Genomic DNA, 23,772 nt, shown 5'->3' on the forward strand with positions numbered 1-23,772 from the left:
TCACACCCCCGACAGTTGCAGCGGCAGTTCCCGCAGACGCTGCCCGGTCAGCGCAAACACCGCATTCGCCACGGCTGGCGCCACGGGCGGCACACCAACCTCGCCGATGCCGCCGGGTTTGTCGCTGCTAGGGACGATGTGCACCTCGACCACGGGCATCTCGTTCAAGCGTAGTACCTGATAGTCGTGATAATTGGACTGCTGCACCTGGCCGTCCTTGAACGTCAGTTTGCTGTGCAAGGTAAATCCCAGACCGAAGGTGATGCCTGATTCCATCTGCGCGGCGATGCCCTGCGGATTCACCGCAATGCCGCAATCCACCGCACACACCACCCGGTGCACATGAATCGCCAGGTTGTCCTGGGACACCTCGGCCACCTGGGCGACGTAACTGCCGAAGGACTCATGCACCGCCACACCCAACGCGTGGCCATCCGGCAATGGCGCCTTCCAGTTGGCTTTTTCCACCGCCAGATTCAACACCCCCAGATGCCGCGGATGCGCCTTGAGCAAGGCCCGTCGGTATTCCACCGGATCCTTGCCCGCCGCGTCGGCCAGTTCATCGATCAACGACTCCATGACGAATGCCGTATGGGTATGCCCCACCGACCGCAGCCACAGCACGCTGATGCCGGTTTGCGGGGAATGCAGGTCGACCAGGTGATTGGCCAGCCCCTCAAGGTAAGGACTGTCGGCCACACCTTCGACAGAGGTTTTGTCGACGCCGTCCTTGACCATGGTCGCCTCGAACGATGTGCCGGCCATGATCGACTGCCCGACCAGCACATGCTTCCAGGCGATCGGCATGCCGTCGGCGTCCAGCCCGATGCGCGCCTGATGCAGAAACGCCGAGCGATAGTAACCGCCGCGAATGTCATCCTCTCGGGACCAGACGGTTTTCACCGGCACGCCCGCCGCTTTGGCGACGTACACCGCCTCGCTGACAAAATCCGAGGTCGGGTTGGCCCGACGCCCGAAACCGCCACCGAGAAATTGGGTGTGGATCTCGACCTGTTCGGGTTTGAGCCCGGTGATTTTCCCGGCGATCATCTGATCCAGGGTCTGAAACTGCGTGCCGGTCCAGATTTCGCATTTGTCCTTGGTGATTTTCACCGTGCAATTGAGCGGTTCCATCGGTGCATGGGCCAGGTACGGCACGCTGTATTCGGCCTCGATAGTCTTCGCAGCTCTGCCTAACATCACCGTCGCATCCCCGGCCTGGCTGGCCGAGGTGCCGGGGGTCGCGGCGAGTTTACGAAAGCTCTCCAGCAGTTGCTGGCTGTCGAGCCCGGCGTTCGGCCCCAGGTCCCATTCGACTTTCAATGCATCACGGCCCAGCTTTGCCGCCCAGTAATGATCGGCAATCACCGCCACCCCCGTGGGCACTTGCACCACTTTGTGCACCCCCGGTATCGCCAGTGCCTCAGCGCCTTCGAAGGATTTGACGCTACCACCGAACACCGGTGGCCGAGCGACCATCGCCGTCATGAGGCCGTCGAATTGCACGTCCATGCCGAATTTGGCCCGACCGGTGATTTTCTCCGGGGTGTCGAGGCGTTTGGTGGGTTTGCCGATGACCTTCCAGTCCTTGGCCTCCTTAAACTTGATCGACGCCGGATCCGGCACCGGCAACTTGCCGGCGTCATCCGCGAGTTCGCCGTAAGTGGCGCGTTTATCGCCGGCGATGACCACGCCCGATTCGGTGCGAATCTGCGAAGGCGCCACGTCGAATCGCTTGGCCGCCGCCTCGATCAGCATCAAGCGTGCCGTCGCCCCGGCCTGACGATAGCGATCGAACTCCATCCAGGTCGAGGTCGAACCGCCGGTGATTTGCATCCCGCCAAACCCCGGCAGGCCATACTCGGCGGCCGAGGCCGGCGCGTGTTCGACACGGATTTTCGACCAGTCGGCGTCCAGCTCTTCGGCGATCAGCATGGTCAGGCCGGTCCAGATGCCCTGGCCCATTTCTGAATGACCGAGCAGCACGGTGACGCTGTTGTCGTTGCCGATGCGTAAAAAGGCATTGGGCGCGAAAACGTCTCCTTGATTCTCGGCGCCGAGGGCAAAGCGATGGCCGCCGGGGATGACAAACCCCACCACCAGACCGCCGCCCAACACGGCACTGCCCTTGAGAAAACCGCGACGTGAGACAGCGTTGATGCTGTTCATGGCTCAGACTCCCTTCAACGTGGCTTCAACCTCGACCGATCTCGGCGGCGCGTTTGACCGCGGCGCGGATTCTTGGGTAGGTGCCGCAGCGGCAAATGTTGCCGGACAACCCCTGGTCGATGTCGCTGTCGGTGGGTTTGGGGATCTTCGCCAGCAAGGCGGCGGCCGACATGATCTGCCCGGACTGGCAATAACCGCACTGCACCACGTCGAGCTCGGCCCAGGCCTGTTGCACCGGGTGCGAACCGTCGCGGGACAGGCCTTCGATGGTGAGAATTTTCTGCCCGTGGGCCACCGCCGTGGCGGGCGTGATGCAGGAGCGCAGCGGCGCGCCGTCGACATGGACGGTGCAAGCGCCACACTGGGCCATGCCGCACCCGAATTTGGTGCCCGTCAGGTGCGCGACATCGCGCAGCACCCAGAGCAACGGCATGTCCGCGGGGACATCCAGTTCCTGGTCCTTGCCATTGATGTTCAGGGTCAGCATGCGGGTTTCCTCAGACTCACAGTGCTCTGAAGGGGCGCCGCTGTGGCAGCGAAATGCCTACGCGCGCCCTGGGTTATCCCTACAGCTAAGCGCAATTTGACCCACAAGCCATGTTCATCGACCACCGGTCGCCAACTTGTCGATCTACGGCACCACCCGTCGCCTTCAGTCTGACTACGCTGATAATCCAGCGTGTCTAACCTGCCGAGGACAACCGCCATGCAACGCTTTCCAAAACTCACGCCTTGCCTGTGGTTCGACGATCAGGCCGAAGCGGCGGCGAAGTTTTATTGCTCGATCTTCGACCACTCTAAAATCACCGCCATCACCCACTACGGCAAGGCCGGTCAGGAAATCCATGGCCGTGCGGAAGGTTCGGTGATGACTGTCAGTTTCGAGCTCGACGGCCAGACCTTTACAGGGCTCAACGGCGGGCCGGTGTTCACGTTCAACGAGGCGATATCGTTTCAAGTCAATTGCCAGAACCAGGAAGAAGTCGACCATTTCTGGGGCAACCTGTCCGCCGGCGGCCCGGTGCAGGCCCAGCAATGCGGCTGGCTTAAGGATAAGTTCGGCGTGTCGTGGCAGATCGTGCCGGTGGCGCTGATGCACATGATGCAGGATCCCGACACGAACAAGTCCCAGCGTGCCATGCAAGCGATGCTGCAGATGAAAAAGCTCGACATCGCCGAGCTGGAACGAGCCTTTGCTGGCCAGAGCTAATACACTCAAGCCCTGGCCTGCCGAGGACACCGAGATGAAGCACAGCGTCGTCAAAAAAGATGCCGACAAAGCCCCGCGCTTCTGGCGCGACGACGCCCTGCCCTTTATCGAAGCCCGTTCCATCGCCGATGGTCGCGAGGTCTGTTACAGCCGGCATGCCCACGAACACTTTTCCATCGGCGCGATCACCGCCGGGCGCAGCATCTATATTCATGAACAATCGCAGTTCGAAGTCGCGGCCGGCACCGTGGTGCTGATGAACCCAGGCGATGTACATGCGTGCAACCCGATCGACGATCAGCCGTGGTCGTACCTGATGCTGTACGTCGAGACGCCTTGGCTGACCGACTTGCAGCATCAACTCGGTTTCAGCCAGGACTCGGCGTTTCGCCGGTTTTCCATCACCCACAATCGCGACCTTGAGCTGTTCGCCGGCCTGAAGAACTTGTACGACGTATTGGTCGATCAGCAGCAAGACGTGCTGCGCAAGCACAGTGCGGCGGTGGAGTTTTTCACTGAAGTGCAACAGCGGCTCAACCCCGTCGATCAACCGCTGCGCGAAGCCAATTTCAAGCTGGAACGGGCCGCCGACTACATTCGCGACAACTGCACGCAAACGCTCAAGCTCGAGGACATTTGCGAAGCGGCCCAATTGTCACCGTCCTACCTGATCCGCGCCTTCAAGCAGCATTACGGCATGACACCCCATGCATTTCTGATCAACCGACGCATCCAGTTCGCCCGGGATCGACTGCGCAGCGGCAGGCTGATCGCCGATGTGGCGCTGGAAGCCGGGTTTGCCGATCAGGCGCATTTTCAGCGGGCGTTTAAACAGCATCTGGCGGCTACGCCGGGGCAGTATCGCGGTTGATACCACAATAGCCGGATTGCCTTGTCCCGGACAAATATATACACACATAACTAACAACATGACCGGCCTCGCAAAACAACCGGGCTTCAATACGCCGCACATTCCCCGCGAAACACTTTGCATGCAAATACGAACACGCTTCACAAAGTTATCCTTTACCCTCAAAACTTAACTACTCGCAACAGCCATTTATTTAACTACGGCCTGTTACTCATCATTCACCGATCAGAAAAATTTTAAATATGTATTCCAAAGATATGCAGCCCGCACACACCGCAGATCAACTTCAAAAACAAGAAATAATTACAACAATCACTGAGGTCATTGGCAATGAACATGCCATTGAACATCTTGAATGGGCGTGGAACCGAATTCTGGTTCCCTGTGTGGGAGGAACCTCTTTTGACCAGATTCATCGCCCCGCCAAAGTTTCTTTATCCATACTCGTCCGGCATTCCGACTTTCTGACGATACGCAATCGACGCGCCATACCGCAGAGCGCGATTTTCCTGGTGGATGACCGTGGTCGCCTGTATTTCTCCTATCGCAATTTGATCGGCAACAATAACCGTCGGGGCACCGCTTATGTTTCTCCCAAGGACATCACTGCCGACGTCGCCGGCCTGGCAGATTTCGACAACGAGCTGAAGCTTTTGGCCAACATGGCCAAGTTGACCGGTGGGTGGATTACTTCAGGGGACCACATCGTTGTCGGTCAATGGCTACGCTTTCAAGGTCTGCAAGTGCCGAACAACGAACAAGACACCAGAAGCCTGCTTGACCTGCTCAATTTCTCGACATTGCCCGAGAGCCCCAAGTACGGAAATTACTGGGACCTGCTGGACGCACCTGACGATTCGCCGTTCAAACTCGATGAAAAGCATCGGGCAATCATTCGTCAAGTGACAGAGGATTTGACTGGAGGAGAAACCTCGCTGGTGGCGCACTTCGGTGCGCATTTAATGCTTGAGAGCACTTCGGCAGACGCATTGTCGACCAGCACGAACTATCGCTTACAGCGGCTGATCGAACTCGCGGTATGGAGCTCCGGGCAAGCGCAAGACTATATCGAAGCATTGGGCTGGTTCGCCAACGAAGCTGAATCCAGGCCAACGCCCGAGCTTGTCGAGCAACTGTTGATCGCCGCCATGTTGCTCGACCTCGACCCGGCCCTGGACGTTGCCAACACGACCTTCGCCGGTTTCGACCTTTACTCGAAACGTTACTTCAAACGTCATCCTTCCTATGTCCGTTCGCAATTGGAAAAGCATCTGGTTGACAGTCTGAACCTCGATCCCCTGTTTGCCCCGCTGGTGGCGGAGTTGGTGCTCGGGGGAATGACGCCGCAATACCTGTTTGCCGAGTGGCCGTCCGGACTGCAAATGGGTACACCGGCGTGGGTGGTCGGCACTCAGGCCGTGCATCTCGCAGAAGCGCTGATTCCAGGCGTTACCCGCAAAATGACGTACCAACAGCTGCTGGGGTTCGGGCAATCCGCGAAGGCTATGCCACAACTGGCATCATTGCAGGCGTCCCATTCGGTTGATCCGGTGGTCACCTGGGCCTTGATGAATGGACTCATCACTCACGATGCCGAAGGCAACGTGAACCAGGAAGCCATCACCCACGCCACGCAGGAATATGAACAGTACCTCAACAAGTTGCTGAGCGCCGCCGAGGCTTTTTCCAAACCGTTGCCTGACCGTAGACAGCTCGCTTTAAAAGAACTGAAGTCCGCCGTACCGGATTGTGATCCCGATGAACGGCTGGTCAAACACCGTGGCAGCGGAGGCGGAGCCGGTCGCAAAGTTTCGCTGCTCGATCTTTATATGGGTGATGAACTTCACACTCAGGATTGGGATCGCATCAGAGGCACCAGTCTCTACAACTCGTATCCGGCACTGGCGCAACTGTTTCCCGTTGCCGAGCTTTACGAGCCCGCTATCGAGCAGCAGTTCAACGCAATGACGGGAGCGCTGGCCAGCTATATCGAAGTCGCACTTTCGCAACTGCACCCGGAGGATGCCAGGTACATTGAATACGGGGCTTTGGGTATTTACTGCATTCAGAAAATCGACTTCAGAGACGAAACCGTGTCCGCCCGCCCTGGTGTCACCATCCCGGCAGCTGAGTTACCGGGGGAAACGGGTCGTTATGGCGTCATCATTTGCGCGCAGTACGCTAATAACACAATCCGCTGTTTTGAACTGTTTCCCATGAGGATGGAATGCCGGTACAACCCTGAACTTGAAGAGATCTTTACCCCATTGATCTCGGGCGACTTCCATCGCCTCGATACAACCTTCGTTGACCGGAAAAAGATCGAAAGCATCCCCATCGACATACGGGCTTACCTGCAAAACCTGGCTCCGCGAGATAACGCCAATTCCAGGCTGTACATCCGCAAGATCGCTGAACTCAAACCGCTGACCGGGGATCCGGATCCAGACTACCCGAACCCCTATTTTCGCTCTGCTCGCAAAGAGGCGCTCGGCGAACTTATTGCCAAGGAAAATCCGTACATCACGCAAAGTGAGATTCGCCAGCTAGGTCTCCACCAAACCCAAAGAGAGCGGGCAATTGAAAAGACCGAAGCCATTTTCAACACCCTTCTCAACCTGATCATTCCGTTCAAGGAGTGCGTGGAAGGACTTGCCTCTGCGGACGCTAAAAAGCAGGGGGCTGCTATCGTCGACTGCGTTGTGGACGCTGCAGTGCTGGCCCTCACCATCGCGGCCGTACCTGTCAAGATTGTCGCTAGCAGCACCAAAGCCGCGACCATGGCCACCAGACTGCTTTCGGCTTCCCGGGTGTTGGCAGGCACGACCCTGAGCCTGTTCAACCCGCTGGACGGGTTGCCGAAGTTGCTCAGGGGCGGAGGCAAACTGCTCGGCCGAGGCGTTTCGAAACTGAGCGCTCACACCCTCTCCACCACCCGTCAAGCGCGGCAGCAATTGCGTTATCTGACTGGAGCGAACAGCTACAACCTGCTCAAGGCCATCGATCATACCGGCTCGGCTTCGCGGATCCGCATGTCATTGGACACGGTGACCCATGCCAGGGCCGTTTTCAAAAGTGATCTCATCGAGAACGCGGAACAGATTCTCAAGCAACTGCACGCCAATGACACAAAACTGCTGGGCAATATCCCCGAACAGGAACTGACGCACCTGCTGGAAAACGCTCTGGTCGACATTGCACTCAAAGCCGACTCTGCTCAGTCGCTCAAAACAATACTGGATCCGCAGGTGGTCGACAGCCTGGTGAAGCAACAGGCGCAAAAATACAGCCTGGCCAATCTGCATCAGTTCCGTGACCACACGACATTGCCAGAGCTGTTCGATACCACTTTGCAGATCGAGTACAAAAACCTGACGTACATGCAGGCCCACCAGAACACACTGATTGCAAAAGATCTGGGCAAGGCACCTTTCGACCGCGTCCTGGACGAACTGACATTCAATCCGGGAGGGCTGACAGACAACACCGATCGCGCCACAGCCTGGATCCTCAACGCCTCAAGCTCTCGCAACGAGTTGGATAGCATAAAAAACCTGCTGCTCGAGTACAGCGCCAACGGCAAGCCTTTGAATGACCCGGCCGTCTACACCGAGTTACATCGCCGAATCGCACCAAGGGATACTGGCGGCTTGCGGAGCCCTACCGGTGAGGCTCGTTACCCGTCCAACGTTTCAGGGGCAGCATTGCTGGAAAAACACGCGACGGCACTGGATCCGGCCAATGAGCATTTCGCCAAGCAGATGCTGGGGGCAATGCTCGGTTATCACAGTTTTGTCGATGGCAACGGCCGCACCGCCCGCGCCGTGTACGCCATTGCGGAACTGCGAAAGGGGCGATTCAACGCGCTCGGCAAAACATCGGAAGATGCGCTGAGCGGATTGGCCTGACATTAGTGAGCTAATACAGGCCTGCGCAGAACTATTGTGGGAGCGAGTTTGCTCGCTCCCACATCCAGGGGAATTTTGACGGCACTCAAGGCAGCAGCAGGTAAATTGCGCTCACTGCCAACAACAACGCCATTGCGCGATTGAACACCCGCATCCCCAGCGGATTACTCAGGTAGCCGCGCAAAAACGTCCCGGCATAGGCCCAGCAACCTACCGACAGATAGCAGATCACCAGATACACCGCCGCAAACTGCCACACCAGCCGGGCTTCGCCGTCAGCGACGAACGCGCCCATCCCTGCCACGCAAGCCAGCCAGGCTTTCGGGTTGAGCCATTGCATCACCGCGCCGTAGAGCATCGACGGCGCCCGGCCTGACTCTTTCGCATCAAGACGGCCGTCATCGGTGGCCAGTTTCCAGGCCATGAACAGCAGAAACGCCACCCCGGCCAGTTGCACCACCCGGGTCATGAATGGCCACAGTTTCAGCACCTCATGCAACCCCAGCCCCATCAATACCAGCAGCAACACGAACCCCAGCGTCGCCCCGGCCACATGCCGCTGACTGGCACGAAAGCCGAACTGTGCCCCGGAACTCAACGCCACGATGTTCACCGGGCCCGGTGTAATGGAAGCCGCCAGGGCAAACGCCGCCATGGAAAGAATCAGACTCATTGCATACCTTCATCAATTCAGTTGAACCAGGCCTCAAGGTAAAGAGCCACCTGAACGCTGTATTGAAGAAAATACCCCTCTGCCTTTGGGCCTGAACATCACCCCGGATTGCAGTGACCCTCATCACGCAGGTAGTATTGAGAACGATTCACACTAAGACCTGGAAAATCGACCGGTGCAACCTCTCCCTACCAGCAAGCTGGGCGTCTTTTTCAGCGACCACCACCGCTGGCTGCTGCAGCATATTCAGCGGCGTCTTCGCAATCACGCGGATGCTCAGGACACTGCCGGCGATACGTTTTGCCAAATGCTGGTGGCCCGCGTCGACCCCGACAGCATCGAACAACCCCGTGCGTACCTTGCAACGATCGCTCGACGGCTGATGTTCGATCGTCATCGTCGGCGCAAGCTGGAGTTGGCGTACCTGGAACGCCTGTCCACGCTGCCCGAAGCACTGGCCCCCTCTCCCGAAGAACAGTTGCAATTGATCCAGGCATTGGTCGCGATCGACCGGGCGCTCGACGGTTTGCCAATGATCGTCAAGGCGACCTTTCTCTACAGCCAACTGGACGGTCTGAGTTACGTGGCCATTTCGCACAAGCTGGGGCTGTCGGAACGCACGGTCAGCCGGTACATGAAACAGGCGCTGCGCCAGTGCTATCTGAGCGAATTATCGCCATGAGCAAGCAGCGCCTGGATCCCGTCAGCGAGCAGGCCATTGACTGGATGGTGAGGCTGCGCGCCGGTACGCCCGATGCCGCATTGCAAGAGCGTTTCAACGCATGGCTGGCGATGGATCCTGCCCATGCTCAGGCCTGGGCAACCTTGCAGGAGCGTGTCGGCGATTCCTTCAACACGGTTCGCACCCTGGATCGACGTGTGCCCGGTCAAGCCGGCGAAGCCCGTCAACTGCTGCTGCAGCCCCATGGTTCGCGACGCGACGCGCTCCGTGTAATCGCCGGTTTGGGCGTGCTCGGTGGCGGTTTGTGGCTGGGTGCCCGCAGCCCGCTGGGTGATTCGATACTGGCCGATCTGCACACCGGGCGCGGCCAACGTCAGGACTTCAATCTGGTCGACGGCAGTCGCCTGAGCCTGAACGCCGACAGCGCGGTGGACCTGCACTTCGATGACCAGCAACGGCTGGTGGTTCTGCGCCACGGAGAGCTGGTGATTCAGGTGGCCGCCGATCCCCGACGTCCGCTGCGCGTGCGTACCGCACAGGGTGAAATACGCGCGCTGGGCACTCGATTCCTGGTCGCTCAGGAGCAGGACGACAGCCGGGTGGTGGTGCTGCAGCATTCGGTCGAAGCGCGGCTTTTTAACGGCACGACGCTTGATCTGCAAGAAGGTCAGTCGGCCTTGCTGTATGACCGGCAGATAATCCCCATTACTGGCGACCAGCGCCATCGCGCCGACTGGCTCAGTGGGCGGCTGAACGTGCTGGACGATCCGCTGCATCAGGTCGTCGACGCTCTACGCCCCTACAGTCGGGGTTTTGTACGGGTCGCCCCCGAGGTTCGCAATTTGCGCGTCCAGGGCGTTTTCCCGCTCAACGACCCCGATCGGGCCTTCACCGCTCTAGCCGAAACCCTGCCAATACGCGTGGACCGCTACAGCCCCTGGGTAACGCTGATTCGTGCCAGATAATTTTTTTTGAAAATCACTCTCATTCGTGTCCGGTTTTCATTTCTCGTCCCACCTATCTCCTGACACTTCCACACGATCAGGAGAATGCTGTGTTCAACCCGTGGTCCCAATCCCTTTGCGCCGCCGCTGCCCTGGCAACACTGGCCAGCCCCCAACTGGCCCAGGCGCAAACCCTGACCTTCAACTTGCCGGCCGGCCCACTGGCCAGCACGCTGAATGCCATCGCCAGCCAGAGCGGGCATATCGTTTCATTGGAGCCTTCACTGGTGCAGGGCAAACAGGCGCCGGCGGTGATCGGCCAGATGCTTGCTGAACAGGCGATGCACAGGGCGCTGACGGGCAGCGGCCTGCAATTGCGGGTGACCGAGCAAGGCAACTTCAGCGTCGAGCCGGCCACGGACAGCAACGCAACGCTGCAACTGGATGTGACCAGCATCGTCGAGCGCAGCGCCGATGCCACCACCGAAGGCTCGGGCTCCTATGCCGCGCGGTCGGTGACCCTCGGCAAGGGCACACACACCCTCAAGGAAATTCCACAATCGGTCACGGTCATGACCCGCAAACAAATGGACGACCAGGGCTTGACTGATCTCAAGGACGCGGCCAACCAGACCACCGGACTGGTGGGCGTCCAGGGCGTGGGCAAAGGCATGATCCTGACTTCTCGCGGTTTCCAGATCGATGACTGGCAGTACGACGGCGTGCCGATCCCGCGCAACACCTACTCGCTGGGCAACTGGGCCACGCAGGACCTGATTTTCTTCGATCGCATGGAAGTGCTGCGCGGCGCCTCCGGATTGCTTCAGGGCACAGGCAGCCCCGGTGGTGCGATCAACCTGGTGCGCAAACGCGGCCAGAACGCACCGACCGTGGCCCTCACCGGCAAGGCTGGCTCCTGGGATCACTACGGCCTGCAACTGGATGCCGGCGGGCCGCTGAACCAGACCGGCACCGTGCGTGGACGCTTCGTTGCCGACGAGGACCAGAGCGGTTCATTCATCGACTATGAATGGAGCAAGACCCACTCGCTGTACGGCGCTCTGGACATCGATCTGCGCGACGACACCACCCTGGGCGTGGCCGTGAGCCGCTCCAATGCCGAATCACGCCCAATGCTGCGTGGTCTGCCACGCTACGCTAACGGCGACCCTGTCGACGTGTCGCGTTCAACCTACTCCGGCGCTCGCTGGAACCATTCGGACATCGACGTCACCACCGTCTATGCCGATCTGGAGCATCGTTTCAACGATGACTGGGCCTTCAAGGTCGGCGCAGTGCGCATGAGTGAAGAGAACAAATCCACCCACCAGCGGGTGCAAACCTCCGCAGACGGCCTCAACGCCGATGGCAGTGGCGTGCAATACGCCGATTGGGTCACGGACTTCGACTCCACCAAGATCGGTCTGGACATGAACCTGACCGGGCACTTTGAAGCCTTGTCCATGCCGCAGGAAATCATGCTGGGCGGCAATTACGCCAAGATGACCACGGATGACCGTTTCGCGCGAACCTTCAATAACAGCAGCGACAGCATTTTCGATATCGACCACGACCGCCCCGAAGTCAGCTACGAGGGCTTGCTCAATACCGTTGGCGGCCGAGCGACCACCAGCCAGTACGACATCCGTCAAAAGGGTCTGTACGGCAGCTGGCGGATCAAACCGTTCGAGCCGCTAACGCTGGTGCTCGGCTCCCGGGTCAGCTGGTACGACTACAGCTACACGTCAGCGAACCAGGCGGCATTCAGCAACCTCTCTATCGCCAATTCTCCAAGTACCACGAACGAAACCGGGGAAGTCACGCCCTATGCCGGCATCGTCTACGACCTGAACCGCGAATGGGCGGTCTATGCCAGCTACACCGACGTGTTCGAACCACAGACCGCACGCACCGCGAGCGGATCGGTGCTCAAACCGGTGATCGGCACCAACTACGAAATCGGCCTCAAGGGCGAGCTGATGGATGGCCGGGTCAACACCTCCCTGGCCGTGTTCCGCTACGACCAGGAAAACCGCGCCGTCAACGACGTCGCCTCGGGTTTCGCCTGCGACGGATGGTATTGCTCGACGGCCGCGGGGAAGGTTCGCAGCCAGGGGATCGAGGCGGAAATCAGCGGCGAAGTGCTCAGCGGTTTGCAATTGTTCGCCGGCTACACCTACAACACCACCAAATACCTCGAGGATCCGACCAACGAAGGCAAAGTTTTCAGCCAATGGACGCCCAAACACATGCTGCGGGTCTGGAGCGACTACCAGTTCAGTGGTGACTGGAGCCGAGTCAGCACCGGCCTGGGCTTCACCGCCCAAAGCCACACCCTGGGTTACGAACGAACTTACCAGGTGCCGGGTTACACCGTGTGGAACGCCCGTCTCGGGTACCAACTTACCCCCGAGATCAGTCTGGCACTCAACGCCAACAACCTGTTTGACAAGCACTACTACATGGCGGGGTACAACCAGCTTAATGGCAACAACAACTTTGGTGATCCGCGAAACCTCATGTTCAGCGTGAAATACACCCCCACGTTCTAGCCACGAGTGGCGGGCCTATACTTTAAAAGTCGGCACACTCGCGCGACATGCAACCGTGTTTGATCCAGGGGGTGGCGCGTCGAGTGTTCATTCACGCAGGCCACGGCCTGCCTTTTTCGTAGGGAGGAGAAAATCATGGCGCGTAAATACATCGACTGCCGCGAGTTCCCAAGCGATTCCAAATGCTCGGTCGCGCTGTCCGCGGACTCTGAAAACGAACTGCTCGAGGCCGCCGCACAGCATGCGGTCAGTGTTCACAAACACACCGACTCACCGCAGCTGCGTGCGCAACTGAAGACGATGTTTCACGACGGCACCCCGCCTGTTGAAGCACCGCGTCCTGCGTAGGAGCCGCCAAAGGCTCGGGCCGAACGCTGCCCGAGCCTTCGGTCGTTGCATTACGCTTGTCGCCAGCGTTTGGCTAAGCTCAATACATCAGGCGCGCTGAAACCTGAGCGATAGCGGCCATCAGCGGATCTGGATTGGCATCAAGACGGTACTCCCCAAGGAGACGACTATGTATGCGGTGATAAGAACCTACCTGGGTGCTGGAGCAAAGCAGCTTTTCGAGCTTATAGAAGAGCGCAATGCCGACGTCGAAGCGACCCTGCGCACAGTGCCTGGCCTCGTAAGCTACACACTGCTCAATACGGGTGATGGCGGTACGTCGGTGACTGTTTGCACGGACAAGACCGGCACCGATGCGAGCTTGAAAGTCGCGCGCGACTGGATTCAGAAAAATGCCTCGCATATCCACGCCGACCCGCCGGTCGTAACGGAAGGTCCGGTTATTGTGCAGATCAAATAGCGCGCCCTTGCGATTGCTCTCATGAAGCATTTGCGTGCCTGCATTCAAGGTGCGCGCCTACAGGGAATGCGGGGATGCGGTGCCATTAAGTGTACGGCCATTTGCATCCCCCACTGTATAGGCCAGGCCATGACCCCTTCGTGATAAAACTACCGCTCTCGCTTCTGGAGCGCCGTTCATGGACCTCGCCACCCTCACCCTGTTTTTGCCGGCCTGCTTCGCCCTGAACATGGCCCCCGGCCCGAACAATCTGCTGTCAGTCAGCAATGCCACCCGTTATGGCTACCGTCGCGCCTGTGTGGCCGGCGTCGGTCGCTTGCTGGCGTTTGCCGCAATGATCGCCCTGGCCGCCGTCGGCTTGTCAGTGGTGCTGCAAACCTCGGAATGGCTGTTCTACGCGATCAAGATCATCGGCGCCGCCTACCTGTTGTACCTGGCTTGGCAACTGTGGCGTGCCAATCCCGAGGCCGAGCGGCTTGTGACCGGCGCGCCGATTGGAATTGTCGCTCTGGCGCGGCAGGAATTCCTGGTGGCGGCGGGCAATCCCAAGGCCATCTTACTGTTCACTGCGTTCCTGCCGCAGTTTGTCGACCCGACTCGACCGATTGCCGCGCAATTCGTGGTGCTCGGCGCGCTGTTCCTGCTGCTGGAATGGATCGCCATCAGCGCCTACGCCTACATGGGCCTGCACATGCGCCGCTGGTTCGCCGAACCACGGGGCAAGCGGTTGTTCAACCGTTGCTGCGCGGGTTTGTTGTCGGCGGCGGCCTCGGTGCTGTTGATGGCGAAACGGGCCTGATCCTTACGCTTGGGACGGTCCTTTCAGTTCGACAAGGTTGCCGTCCGGATCGAAGCAATAGATCGACAGCCCGTTGCCTTCGGCGCCGAAACGCACGGCGGCTTTCTCGGGCGCCAGGCCGAAGGACTGCAAGTGACTGACCAGCGCTTGCTCGTCAAACGGTTCGATGCGCAGGCAGAAGTGATCGACGTTGCGCCGTTCGCGGCCAGCGGCAGCCCCCCCCTTGCGGCCGAGTTCGCCCTGGATGTCGACGAGGTCGATCATCGAGGTGCCCGCACGCAAATGCACCAGGCCCAGATCGTCGCGACGCTTGACCAGTTCGGCGCCCAATACCTCGCGGTAAAAAGTGATGCTTCGCTCGAGATCCTCGACGCGCAGGACGATGTGATCGATGTGTTTAATCGTGAACGCTTGCATTAGGTGGATTCCTGTAAATATCGTTTACAGCATTGCCGGTGACTCGATGACTGTAGTTCAGGGCCACAAAAATTCACTGTCGATTTTCCGGTGGAGGCGCCAGGCGACGCGGCTTATGCTCAGCCCATGAACCTACAAAACGCTGTGCTGCCGCCCCACGCCGAGATGGTTCGCGCCATGCTCGAACGCGACACCGCCTACGAGGGGGTGTTCTTTACCGCGGTCAAAACCACCGGCATCTTCTGCCGCCCCAGTTGCACGGCGCGCAAACCGAAGCCGGAAAACGTCGAGTTCTTCGCCCATGCCGATGAGGCGATGTCAGCGGGCTATCGCGCCTGCCTGCGCTGCAAACCCCTGGACGCCGCGGCCATTGCCCCGGACTGGGTGCAGCAACTGCTCAAATCCGTCGACGCCGACCCCGACCAGCGCTGGACCGATGCCCAATTGCAGGCCGAGGGCATCGAGCCGCTGAAACTGCGGCGCTGGTTCAAGCAGCACTTCGGCATGACCTTTCACGCCTGGCTGCGCAGCCGACGCCTGGGCATCGCCCTGGGCGGCATCAAACAGGGTGAATCCATCGACAACGCGGCGTTCGATTCCGGCTACGAGTCCCTGAGCGGTTTTCGCGATGCGTTTCAAAAGTCGTTCCATATCACGCCCGGTCGCGCCGTCCACAGCGAACCCCTGCTGTTCACCCGATTGACCACCCCGCTGGGGCCGATGATCGCCATGGCCGAACGGCGCGGGTTGGTGCTGCTGGAATTTCTCGATCGACCGGCCTTGACCAAGGAAATCGAAGAACTGCAGAACCGTTATGGCTATGCCGTGGCCCCCGGACACAACGGGCATTTGCAGCAGATCGAAGAAGAACTGGCGCAATACTTCGCCAGCAAACGCAGCGAGTTCAACGTGCCATTGCACCTGCCCGGCAGCGCATTCGCCAAACAGGTGTGGACCGAATTGATGAAGATCCCCTACGGCCAGACCAGCACTTATGGCGCGATTGCCGCGCAACTGGGCAAGCCCGGCGCCAGTCGTGCCGTGGGCATGGCCAACGGACAAAACCGCCTGGCGATTGTGCTGCCCTGTCATCGGGTGATCGGCGCAGATGGCTCGTTGACCGGCTATGGTGGTGGTCAACCGCGCAAAGCGTTTCTGCTCCGGCTGGAAAGCGCCGCGGTGCAAATCACCCAACAACTGGCATTCTGATCACTCCACGGGTTCCAATAAAAAGGAAGGACATTCGATGGACACACTCGACACTCAATTCCACCAACTGCACCAGAGCGGCCTGCTGATTCTGACCAACGTCGCCGATGCCACCGGGGCGCGACTGGTGGAACAGTTGGGCAGCAAAGCCGTGGCCACCAGCAGCGCGGCGGTGGCCTGGGTTCATGGTTATCCGGATGGCAACACCTTGCCACTGGAACGGCTGGTTTCCACCGTCGAGTCCATCGCCCGGGTCATCAGCGTGCCGTTGAGCGTGGACATCGAGGCGGGTTATTCCGATGACCTGGGGCGGGTGGCGCAAGTGGTCGACGCGGTGATCGCCGCTGGCGCCGTGGGGATCAATATCGAGGACGGTGCTGCCCCGCCCGACCTGCTGGCCCGCAAGATCGAAATCGCGCGCCAGGTCGCCAATCGCCGGAATGTGAAGCTGTTCATCAATGCCCGCACTGACGTGTACCTCAGGGGCCTGGTGCCGGCCGAAGATCGTGTCGCAGAGACGCTCAAGCGGGCCGCGTTGTATCAGGCGGCCGGTGCCGACGGGCTGTTCGCCGCGGGTGTCACGGCGGCGTACGAGATCGACGCCCTGTGCCACGGCACAACCCTGCCGCTGAACGTGCTCGGTTTCCCGGGCCTGCCTGCGCCGGAAGAACTGCAAGCCCTCGGCGTGCGCCGTTTGAGCGCCGGCTCGGGCATCGCCGAGTTCCTCTACGGTGCCATGGCCGGCCTGGCCAAAAGCTTTCTGCAAACCGGAAAACTCGACAGTAGCAACCTCAAGGCCTTCACCTATGGCGAAGTGAACGCCCTGCTGGCCCCGACCGGGAAAGTTTGACCGCAAGCAATAGGGTGCGGCGCTGCGGGGGGACGACTAGTCTTGCCGCAGTCACCCGCCCCTCAGGATGCTCCATGCCCGATACTTATCAACTGGCCAGCGAATTCCTCTCGGCCCTCGATGCCGACTGGCAACGCCACATCAGCGCTGTCGGCCCCTGCCTGCATCAGCCCCATGCGGCTCGCGATCCTTATGAGTCGCTGGTGCGGGCGATTGCCTATCAGCAACTGCATGCCAAGGCCGGCGATGCGATTGTCGGCCGGCTGCTGGCGTTATTTCCTGAGAGCACCTTCCCCAGACCCGAGCAGATTCTGGCGACCGATTTCGAGCAGATGCGCGGTTGCGGGTTCTCCGCCAGCAAGATCGCGACCATTCAGGGCATCGCGCAGGCGGCGTTGGACGGCGTGGTGCCGGACTACGCCACGGCGCTGGCCATGGACGATGAAGCGTTGATCGAGCGCTTGATCAGCTTGCGCGGAGTCGGTCGCTGGACCGTGGAAATGCTGCTGATCTATAGCCTGGAACGGCCGGACATTTTGCCGGCCGATGATTTTGGGGTGCGTGAGGGTTATCGACGGCTCAAGGGGCTGGAACAACAGCCGAGTCGCAAGCAATTGATCGATATCGGGAGGGCGTGGAGCCCTTATCGGACGGTGGCGGCATGGTACTTGTGGCGGGTACCCAATCGGTAGACCGTGTAATCGTTCATCGTCGGCAAGACCGCAAACATTTGGTCTGTAGGAGCGGGCTTGCCCGCGAAGGCGCCCGGCCAACCACCACAAATCCAACTGTCCAGAAATGCCTGTCGGAGGTCCCCATGCAGCTCGAAGGCTCCTGCCATTGCGGCGCGGTGTCGTTCAGCCTGACCAGCGCCCACCCCTACCCTTATCAGCGTTGCTACTGCTCGATCTGTCGCAAGACCCAGGGCGGTGGCGGTTACGCGATCAACCTCGCGGGCGATGCCGCCAGCCTCAAGGTGCGCGGTCGCAAACGCATCTCCATTTACCATGCACGGCTCAAGGATGAAGGTGATAAACGCACCCGCCGCAGCACCGCCGAGCGGCATTTCTGCTCTCTTTGCGGCTCGGGATTATGGCTGTTCAGCCCTGAGTGGCCGGAACTGATTCACCCGTTTGCCTCAGCCATCGACACTCCGTTGCCCGTACCGCCGGAGCACACGCATCTGATGCTCGGTTCCAAGGCGCCGTGGGTGGAAGTCGAGGCGCATCCGGGCGACCAGCAATTTGACGTCTACCCCGAAGAGTCCATTGCCCAGTGGCATGAGCGCCTGGATTTGAGGCGTTAAGCCGCGACCGGCACACCACTATGAAAGCGAAACTCCACATCCGGCGACTCGATCAACGCCTGCTCGGCGTCACGAACCTTGTCGATCACCTGGGCAATGTCCTTGGCGTCACCGTACTGATAGGCCAGTTTCAGGTAACCCTGAAAATGCCGGGCTTCGCTTTTCAGCAAACCGAAGTAGAACTTGCCCAGTTCTTCATCCAGATGCGGCACCAGCGCCTCGAAACGCTCGCAGCTGCGGGCTTCGATAAAGGCGCCGACCACCAGGGTGTCCACCAGTTTCACCGGTTCGTGGCTACGCACCACTTTACGCAGCCCCGAGGCGTAACGCCCGGCGGACAGTTGACGCAGCCCGATCTTGCGCTTTTTCATCAAGCGCATGACCTGCTCGTGGTGCACCAGCTCTTCCCGGGCCAGACGCGACATCAGGTTGATCAGATCGACGTGCGAGTGATACTTGGCAATCAGGCTCAACGCCGTGCTGGCCGCCTTGAATTCGCAGTTCTTGTGGTCGATCAGCAGGGTTTCCTGATCGGCCAGCGCAGCCTGGACCCAGCCATCGGGCGTGCGACAGCCGAGGAACTCGTGAATTTCGGGAAGGATCATGGGGCTCACGGATAAAGGTTCAAAACGAAGGGCGCCGATTATACCGGCCTGCCGACAGACCACCAGCCGCCACCGTTGATATGCATCAAGTCGCGAATGCCCGACCAGCAACTATAGTTGTCCAACGCAGTGTTTTTACCTTCCTGGAGAACCCGATCATGCAAGCCATTCGCAGCATTCTGGTGGTCATCGAGCCCGAACACTCGGAAAGCCTGGCGCTCAAACGGGCCAAATTGATCGCTGGCGTGACCCAGGCTCATCTGCACCTGCTGGTCTGCGATAAAAAGCATGATCACAGCGCAATGCTCGGCGTACTCAAGGTGGCCCTGCTGGCGGATGGTTACAACGTCACCACCGAGCAAGCCTGGAACGAAAGCCTGCATGAAACCATTATCGACGTGCAGCAGGCCGAAGGTTGCGGGCTGGTGGTCAAGCAGCATTTCCCTGACAGCCCGCTGAAAAAGGCCCTGCTGACCCCGGCGGACTGGAAACTGCTGCGCTACTGCCCGACCCCGGTGCTGCTGGTGAAAACCGCCAAACCCTGGGCCGGCGGGGTGATCCTGGCGGCCATCGATGTCGGTAACATGGACGGCGAACACCGCACCTTGCATGCCAGCATCATCGATCATGGCTACGACATTTCCAGCCTGGCCAAGGCCCATCTACACGTGATCAGCGCCCATCCGTCACCGATGCTGTCGGCGGCCGACCCGACGCTCCAGCTCAAGGAAACCATCGAAGCCCGTTACCGCGAGCAGTGCAAGGCGTTCCAGGCCGAGTTCGACATCGACGACGACCACCTGCACATCGAAGAAGGCCCGGCGGATGTGTTGATTCCGTACATGGCCCATAAGCTGGGGGCCTCTGTGACGGTGATCGGCACCGTGGCCCGGACCGGGTTGTCCGGGGCGTTGATCGGGAATACCGCGGAAGTGGTGCTCGATGCGCTGGAGAGCGATGTGCTGGTGCTCAAGCCGGATACAGTCATGGACCATCTGGAGGAGATCGTGATCCGGCATTGAGATTTTCGGCGTCGGGTCGATCGCCTTCGCGGGCAAGCCTCGCTCCTACAGGGTAAGCAACGCAAGACTGTAGGAGCGAGGTTTGCCCGCGAAGCTTTNTAAGCAACGCAAGACTGTAGGAGCGAGGTTTGCCCGCGAAGCTTTTAAAAATCAGCCGCCGAAGGCGTCTTTTAGGAACCCCGGCGCAATGTAACGCTGGTAATGCGCTTCAGACAGCAGGAAAAACTCCCGATCAATGGCATCGCGCAGCTCCGGCAGGTTCCAGTCGCGAAACTCCGGCAGCAGCACCATCCCATAGGCTTCCAGATTATTGATCACCCGCGCGCCCCGAGCGATCAACTGATAAGCCCAGCAATATTCCGACTGATGCGGCACAAAGCGGATCTTGCGCTGTTCCAGCTGCATTCTGAGAAGCGCAGGATCGAAAATTTCTACCTTGGCGGCCATCACCTGCGACAACAGCTGCTCAAGACGCAGCCACACCGCGCGTTTTTCTTCCTCGTTGTAACCGTTCCAGTGGATCACTTCGTGGTGGAAACGCTTGCAGCCACGGCACACCAGATCACCGTAAACAGTGGAACAGAGGCCGACGCAGGGGGTCTTGATGGTCTGATTGGGCATAGGTAGGCAAAACACGGGAAAGCAGAACAGGCGGGCATGTTAGCCCTTTGTCTAACATTCATCACCCCTCAAAGTTTTGGACCCAACTTACCTTTAAATTTTTTTTGCCGTAGAATCAGCCAGCCTTTTAAGGCGCCAATGTCCGTTAGAAGCTGTTTTCAAAGCGTCACGAGCACAGTCGTTCCTTCAGAGCGGTGTTGGCGAAGGGTTTTTCCAGCGGGGAAAAGCCCAACGCCAACCCTCATCAGCTCCCCGTTCTGCAGGCGTAAAACTTTGAAAGCAGCTTCTGTAAGGAATTGCCGGTAATTCTGGCTAAGCGGCCCACAACGCCACGCAGCGCATGAGTACGGCAATTTCGGGATGAGCGTCCCGGACACCCATTTGGGACCACTGATGAGGGTAATAACTGTGCTTGAAGCCTACCGCAAACATATCGAAGAGCGCGCAGCACTGGGTATCGTTCCCCAGCCGCTTAACGCCGAACAAACTGCAAGCCTGGTCGAGCTGCTGAAGACCCCCCCGGCTGGCGAAGAAGCTTTCCTCGTTGACCTGATCACCAATCGCGTTCCGCCAGGAGTGGACGAAGCCGCCTATGTAAAGGCCGGTTTCCTGTCTGCCCTCGCCAAAGGCGAAACCAAATCCCCCCTGATCGACAAGAAGCGCGCTGTTGAACTGCTCGGCACCATGCAGGGCGGCTACAACATCGTGACTCTGGTAAACCTGCTGGACGACGCCGAACTGGCACCAGTAGCCGCCGAAGAACTCAAGCACACCCTGCTGATGTTCGACGCCTTCCACGACGTGGCTGAAAAAGCCAAGAACGGCAACGTTCACGCCAAGGCCGTGCTGCAGTCCTGGGCGGACGGCGAGTGGTTCAAGAAGCGCCCGGTGCTGGCCGACAAGATCAGCCTGCGCGTCTTCAAGGTAACCGGCGAAACCAACACCGACGACCTGTCCCCTGCTCCAGACGCCTGGTCGCGTCCAGACATCCCGCTGCACGCCCTGGCCATGCTGAAAATGGCCCGTGACGGCATCGTGCCTGATGAACAAGGCAAGACCGGCCCGATGAAGCAGATCGAAGAAATGCGCGGTCAAGGTTTCCCTATCGCCTACGTCGGTGACGTGGTCGGTACCGGTTCCTCGCGTAAATCGGCGACCAACTCGGTACTGTGGTTCTTCGGCGACGACATCCCTTACGTTCCGAACAAGCGTGGCGGCGGCTTCTGCTTCGGCAGCAAGATCGCTCCGATCTTCTACAACACCATGGAAGATGCCGGCGCACTGCCGATCGAGTTCGACGTTTCGAACATGAACATGGGTGACGTGATCGACCTGTACCCGCACGCTGGCAAAGTCTGCAAGCACGGTACCGATGAAGTCCTGACCACCTTCGAAATGAAGACCCCGGTTCTGCTGGACGAAGTCCGCGCTGGCGGCCGTATTCCGCTGATCATCGGCCGTGGCCTGACCGAGAAGGCTCGCGCCGAGCTGGGTCTGCCACCGTTCGACCTGTTCAAGAAGCCTGAAGCTCCGGCCGAAAGCACCAAGGGTTTCACCCTGGCGCAGAAAATGGTCGGCAAGGCTTGCGGCCTGGCAGAAGGCAAAGGCATTCGTCCTGGCACCTACTGCGAACCGAAGATGACCACCGTGGGTTCCCAGGACACCACAGGTCCCATGACCCGTGACGAACTGAAAGACCTGGCGTGCCTGGGCTTCTCCGCTGATCTGGTGATGCAGTCCTTCTGCCACACCGCGGCGTATCCGAAGCCGATCGACGTGACCACCCACCACACCCTGCCTGACTTCATGATGACCCGCGGCGGTGTTTCCCTGCGTCCGGGCGACGGCATCATCCACTCGTGGCTGAACCGCATGCTGCTGCCGGACACCGTGGGTACCGGTGGTGACTCCCACACCCGTTTCCCGATGGGCATCTCGTTCCCGGCCGGTTCCGGTCTGGTCGCGTTCGCCGCTGCCACCGGCGTCATGCCGCTGGACATGCCGGAATCGATTCTGGTGCGCTTCAAAGGCAAAATGAAACCTGGCATCACCCTGCGTGACCTGGTTCATGCCATTCCTTACTTCGCCATCCAGAACGGTCTGCTGACCGTCGAGAAGAAAGGCAAGAAAAACGCCTTCTCCGGCCGCATCCTGGAAATCGAAGGCCTGGAAGGCCTGACGCTGGAACAGGCTTTCGAGCTGTCCGACGCGTCGGCCGAACGTTCGGCTGCCGGTTGCACCATCAAGCTGTCGAAAGAGTCGATCACCGAGTACCTGCAGTCCAACATCACCCTGCTGCGCTGGATGATCGGCGAAGGCTACGGCGATGCACGTACCCTGGAACGTCGCGCTCAAGCGATGGAAGCCTGGATCGCCAACCCGCAACTGATGGAAGCCGATGCCGACGCCGAATACGCCGAAGTCATCGAAATCGACCTGGCCGACATCAGCGAGCCTGTGCTGTGCGCGCCGAACGATCCGGACGATGCCCGTCTGCTGTCCAGCGTTGCTGGCGAGAAGATCGACGAAGTGTTCATCGGTTCGTGCATGACCAACATCGGTCACTTCCGCGCTGCCGGTAAACTGCTGGATCAGGTCAAGGGTCAGTTGCCAACCCGTCTGTGGCTGTCGCCGCCGACCAAAATGGACGCTCACCAGCTGACCGAAGAAGGCTACTACGGCATCTATGGCAAGGCTGGCGCACGCATGGAAATGCCAGGCTGCTCGCTGTGCATGGGTAACCAGGCACGTGTAGAGCCGAACTCCACCGTGGTGTCGACGTCGACCCGTAACTTCCCGAACCGTCTGGGTGACGGCGCGAACGTCTACCTGGCTTCGGCCGAGCTGGCGTCCGTGGCTTCCATCCTGGGTCGCCTGCCGACCGTCGAGGAGTACATGGAATACGCTGGCAAGATCGACAGCATGGCGGCCGACGTTTACCGCTACCTGTCCTTCGACCAGATCGCCGAGTTCCGTGAAGCTGCTGCGAACGCCAACATCCCGGTCGTTCAAGCCTAACGTTACAACGCCATAAAAAACGCCGCCCATCGTGAGATGTGCGGCGTTTTTTTATGCCTTGGTTTAGCTGAAGACCACTGATCGTTCCCACGCTCTGCGTGGGAATGC

General features: G+C 59.6%; 21 protein-coding genes. 15 read left to right on the forward strand and 6 right to left on the reverse strand.

Going from position 1 to position 23,772, the window contains the following annotated elements; genetic code table 11:
- Together HCU66_RS15425 and HCU66_RS15430 are read right to left on the reverse strand one after the other, a co-directional pair.
- Entirely contained in the window at window positions 1–2,169 is a 2,169-nt protein-coding gene (locus tag HCU66_RS15425) for a xanthine dehydrogenase family protein molybdopterin-binding subunit (RefSeq protein WP_205889291.1), read from the reverse strand.
- Between the two features lie 25 nt (window positions 2,170–2,194).
- A complete protein-coding gene (locus HCU66_RS15430) occupies window positions 2,195–2,656 on the reverse strand; it encodes a (2Fe-2S)-binding protein (protein ID WP_205889292.1) in 462 nt (153 codons plus the stop codon).
- 219 nt (window positions 2,657–2,875) lie between these two features.
- Here HCU66_RS15430 and HCU66_RS15435 point away from each other — a divergent pair, with 219 nt between their 5' ends.
- From HCU66_RS15435 to HCU66_RS15445, 3 genes are all read left to right on the forward strand, one after another.
- Window positions 2,876–3,379: a VOC family protein gene (locus tag HCU66_RS15435; protein WP_205889293.1), complete on the forward strand. Its 504-nt coding sequence runs from the start codon at window positions 2,876–2,878 to the stop codon at window positions 3,377–3,379.
- A 34-nt stretch (window positions 3,380–3,413) separates the two neighbouring features.
- A complete protein-coding gene (locus HCU66_RS15440) occupies window positions 3,414–4,250 on the forward strand; it encodes a helix-turn-helix transcriptional regulator (RefSeq protein ID WP_205889294.1) in 837 nt (278 codons plus the stop codon).
- A gap of 242 nt (window positions 4,251–4,492) precedes the next feature.
- Window positions 4,493–8,158 carry a hypothetical protein gene (locus tag HCU66_RS15445; RefSeq protein ID WP_205889295.1) on the forward strand — a complete coding sequence of 1,222 codons (3,666 nt, stop codon included), beginning with the start codon at window positions 4,493–4,495 and terminating at the stop codon, window positions 8,156–8,158.
- 85 nt (window positions 8,159–8,243) lie between these two features.
- Here HCU66_RS15445 and HCU66_RS15450 read toward each other — a convergent pair whose 3' ends face one another.
- The gene (locus HCU66_RS15450; RefSeq protein ID WP_205889296.1) at window positions 8,244–8,831 is read right to left on the reverse strand and encodes a LysE family translocator; all 588 of its coding nucleotides are present in this window, start codon (window positions 8,829–8,831) and stop codon (window positions 8,244–8,246) included.
- 175 nt (window positions 8,832–9,006) lie between these two features.
- On the opposite strand from HCU66_RS15450, the gene HCU66_RS15455 reads away from it, so the two are divergent.
- The 6 genes from HCU66_RS15455 (at window position 9,007) to HCU66_RS15480 (ending at window position 14,616) form a co-directional block, all read left to right on the forward strand.
- Window positions 9,007–9,513, forward strand: a complete 507-nt coding sequence (locus HCU66_RS15455) for a sigma-70 family RNA polymerase sigma factor (RefSeq protein WP_205889297.1) — start codon at window positions 9,007–9,009, stop codon at window positions 9,511–9,513.
- Complete coding sequence (locus HCU66_RS15460; protein WP_205889298.1) at window positions 9,510–10,478, forward strand: FecR domain-containing protein; 969 nt, start codon at window positions 9,510–9,512, stop codon at window positions 10,476–10,478. Before HCU66_RS15455 ends, HCU66_RS15460 begins: the two co-directional genes overlap by 4 nt.
- A gap of 89 nt (window positions 10,479–10,567) precedes the next feature.
- The gene (locus HCU66_RS15465; protein ID WP_205889299.1) at window positions 10,568–13,009 is read left to right on the forward strand and encodes a TonB-dependent siderophore receptor; all 2,442 of its coding nucleotides are present in this window, start codon (window positions 10,568–10,570) and stop codon (window positions 13,007–13,009) included.
- Between the two features lie 135 nt (window positions 13,010–13,144).
- On the forward strand, window positions 13,145–13,357 hold the full coding sequence (locus HCU66_RS15470) for a DUF1059 domain-containing protein (protein WP_205889300.1): 213 nt from the start codon (window positions 13,145–13,147) through the stop codon (window positions 13,355–13,357).
- A gap of 169 nt (window positions 13,358–13,526) precedes the next feature.
- Window positions 13,527–13,817, forward strand: a complete 291-nt coding sequence (locus HCU66_RS15475) for a hypothetical protein (RefSeq protein WP_205889301.1) — start codon at window positions 13,527–13,529, stop codon at window positions 13,815–13,817.
- Window positions 13,818–13,995: 178 nt separating this feature from the next.
- Window positions 13,996–14,616, forward strand: a complete 621-nt coding sequence (locus HCU66_RS15480) for a LysE family translocator (RefSeq protein ID WP_205889302.1) — start codon at window positions 13,996–13,998, stop codon at window positions 14,614–14,616.
- 3 nt (window positions 14,617–14,619) lie between these two features.
- On the opposite strand, the gene HCU66_RS15485 is transcribed toward HCU66_RS15480, so the two are convergent.
- Window positions 14,620–15,033, reverse strand: coding sequence for a VOC family protein (locus HCU66_RS15485; protein WP_205889303.1), 414 nt, complete (start codon window positions 15,031–15,033; stop codon window positions 14,620–14,622).
- 126 nt (window positions 15,034–15,159) lie between these two features.
- Between HCU66_RS15485 and HCU66_RS15490 the strand changes: the two genes are divergently transcribed.
- From HCU66_RS15490 to HCU66_RS15505, 4 genes are all read left to right on the forward strand, one after another.
- Complete coding sequence (locus HCU66_RS15490; RefSeq protein WP_205889304.1) at window positions 15,160–16,242, forward strand: bifunctional transcriptional activator/DNA repair enzyme AdaA; 1,083 nt, start codon at window positions 15,160–15,162, stop codon at window positions 16,240–16,242.
- Window positions 16,243–16,279: 37 nt separating this feature from the next.
- Window positions 16,280–17,092, forward strand: coding sequence for an isocitrate lyase/PEP mutase family protein (locus tag HCU66_RS15495; protein WP_205889305.1), 813 nt, complete (start codon window positions 16,280–16,282; stop codon window positions 17,090–17,092).
- A 74-nt stretch (window positions 17,093–17,166) separates the two neighbouring features.
- Window positions 17,167–17,784 carry a DNA-3-methyladenine glycosylase family protein gene (locus HCU66_RS15500; RefSeq protein ID WP_205889306.1) on the forward strand — a complete coding sequence of 206 codons (618 nt, stop codon included), beginning with the start codon at window positions 17,167–17,169 and terminating at the stop codon, window positions 17,782–17,784.
- 125 nt (window positions 17,785–17,909) lie between these two features.
- Complete coding sequence (locus HCU66_RS15505) at window positions 17,910–18,398, forward strand: GFA family protein (protein WP_205889307.1); 489 nt, start codon at window positions 17,910–17,912, stop codon at window positions 18,396–18,398.
- Here the strand turns inward: HCU66_RS15505 and HCU66_RS15510 are convergent.
- On the reverse strand, window positions 18,395–19,003 hold the full coding sequence (locus tag HCU66_RS15510) for a MiaE family protein (protein WP_205889308.1): 609 nt from the start codon (window positions 19,001–19,003) through the stop codon (window positions 18,395–18,397). The two genes, HCU66_RS15505 and HCU66_RS15510, sit on opposite strands and share 4 nt — an antisense overlap.
- 158 nt (window positions 19,004–19,161) lie before the next feature.
- Between HCU66_RS15510 and HCU66_RS15515 the strand changes: the two genes are divergently transcribed.
- Window positions 19,162–20,025, forward strand: coding sequence for a universal stress protein (locus HCU66_RS15515; protein ID WP_205889309.1), 864 nt, complete (start codon window positions 19,162–19,164; stop codon window positions 20,023–20,025).
- Window positions 20,026–20,175: 150 nt separating this feature from the next.
- Here the strand turns inward: HCU66_RS15515 and HCU66_RS15520 are convergent, their stop codons facing one another.
- Window positions 20,176–20,646, reverse strand: coding sequence for a DUF1289 domain-containing protein (locus tag HCU66_RS15520; protein ID WP_007937731.1), 471 nt, complete (start codon window positions 20,644–20,646; stop codon window positions 20,176–20,178).
- 408 nt (window positions 20,647–21,054) lie between these two features.
- On the opposite strand from HCU66_RS15520, the gene acnB reads away from it, so the two are divergent.
- On the forward strand, window positions 21,055–23,664 hold the full coding sequence (acnB, locus tag HCU66_RS15525; protein WP_205889312.1) for a bifunctional aconitate hydratase 2/2-methylisocitrate dehydratase: 2,610 nt from the start codon (window positions 21,055–21,057) through the stop codon (window positions 23,662–23,664).
- Window positions 23,665–23,772 lie beyond the last annotated feature (108 nt).

The organism is Pseudomonas frederiksbergensis (assembly GCF_017114915.1).
GTDB lineage: Bacteria > Pseudomonadota > Gammaproteobacteria > Pseudomonadales > Pseudomonadaceae > Aquipseudomonas > Aquipseudomonas frederiksbergensis_I.

Coding starts and splice junctions, on each gene's coding strand:
- HCU66_RS15425 (WP_205889291.1), bottom strand. CDS start 2,169: ATGAACAGCATCAACGCTGTCTCACGTCGCGGTTTTCTCAAGGGCAGT.
- HCU66_RS15430 (WP_205889292.1), bottom strand. CDS start 2,656: ATGCTGACCCTGAACATCAATGGCAAGGACCAGGAACTGGATGTCCCC.
- HCU66_RS15435 (WP_205889293.1), top strand. CDS start 2,876: ATGCAACGCTTTCCAAAACTCACGCCTTGCCTGTGGTTCGACGATCAG.
- HCU66_RS15440 (WP_205889294.1), top strand. CDS start 3,414: ATGAAGCACAGCGTCGTCAAAAAAGATGCCGACAAAGCCCCGCGCTTC.
- HCU66_RS15445 (WP_205889295.1), top strand. CDS start 4,493: ATGTATTCCAAAGATATGCAGCCCGCACACACCGCAGATCAACTTCAA.
- HCU66_RS15450 (WP_205889296.1), bottom strand. CDS start 8,831: ATGAGTCTGATTCTTTCCATGGCGGCGTTTGCCCTGGCGGCTTCCATT.
- HCU66_RS15460 (WP_205889298.1), top strand. CDS start 9,510: ATGAGCAAGCAGCGCCTGGATCCCGTCAGCGAGCAGGCCATTGACTGG.
- HCU66_RS15470 (WP_205889300.1), top strand. CDS start 13,145: ATGGCGCGTAAATACATCGACTGCCGCGAGTTCCCAAGCGATTCCAAA.
- HCU66_RS15475 (WP_205889301.1), top strand. CDS start 13,527: ATGTATGCGGTGATAAGAACCTACCTGGGTGCTGGAGCAAAGCAGCTT.
- HCU66_RS15480 (WP_205889302.1), top strand. CDS start 13,996: ATGGACCTCGCCACCCTCACCCTGTTTTTGCCGGCCTGCTTCGCCCTG.
- HCU66_RS15485 (WP_205889303.1), bottom strand. CDS start 15,033: ATGCAAGCGTTCACGATTAAACACATCGATCACATCGTCCTGCGCGTC.
- HCU66_RS15490 (WP_205889304.1), top strand. CDS start 15,160: ATGAACCTACAAAACGCTGTGCTGCCGCCCCACGCCGAGATGGTTCGC.
- HCU66_RS15495 (WP_205889305.1), top strand. CDS start 16,280: ATGGACACACTCGACACTCAATTCCACCAACTGCACCAGAGCGGCCTG.
- HCU66_RS15500 (WP_205889306.1), top strand. CDS start 17,167: ATGCCCGATACTTATCAACTGGCCAGCGAATTCCTCTCGGCCCTCGAT.
- HCU66_RS15505 (WP_205889307.1), top strand. CDS start 17,910: ATGCAGCTCGAAGGCTCCTGCCATTGCGGCGCGGTGTCGTTCAGCCTG.
- HCU66_RS15510 (WP_205889308.1), bottom strand. CDS start 19,003: ATGATCCTTCCCGAAATTCACGAGTTCCTCGGCTGTCGCACGCCCGAT.
- HCU66_RS15515 (WP_205889309.1), top strand. CDS start 19,162: ATGCAAGCCATTCGCAGCATTCTGGTGGTCATCGAGCCCGAACACTCG.
- HCU66_RS15520 (WP_007937731.1), bottom strand. CDS start 20,646: ATGCCCAATCAGACCATCAAGACCCCCTGCGTCGGCCTCTGTTCCACT.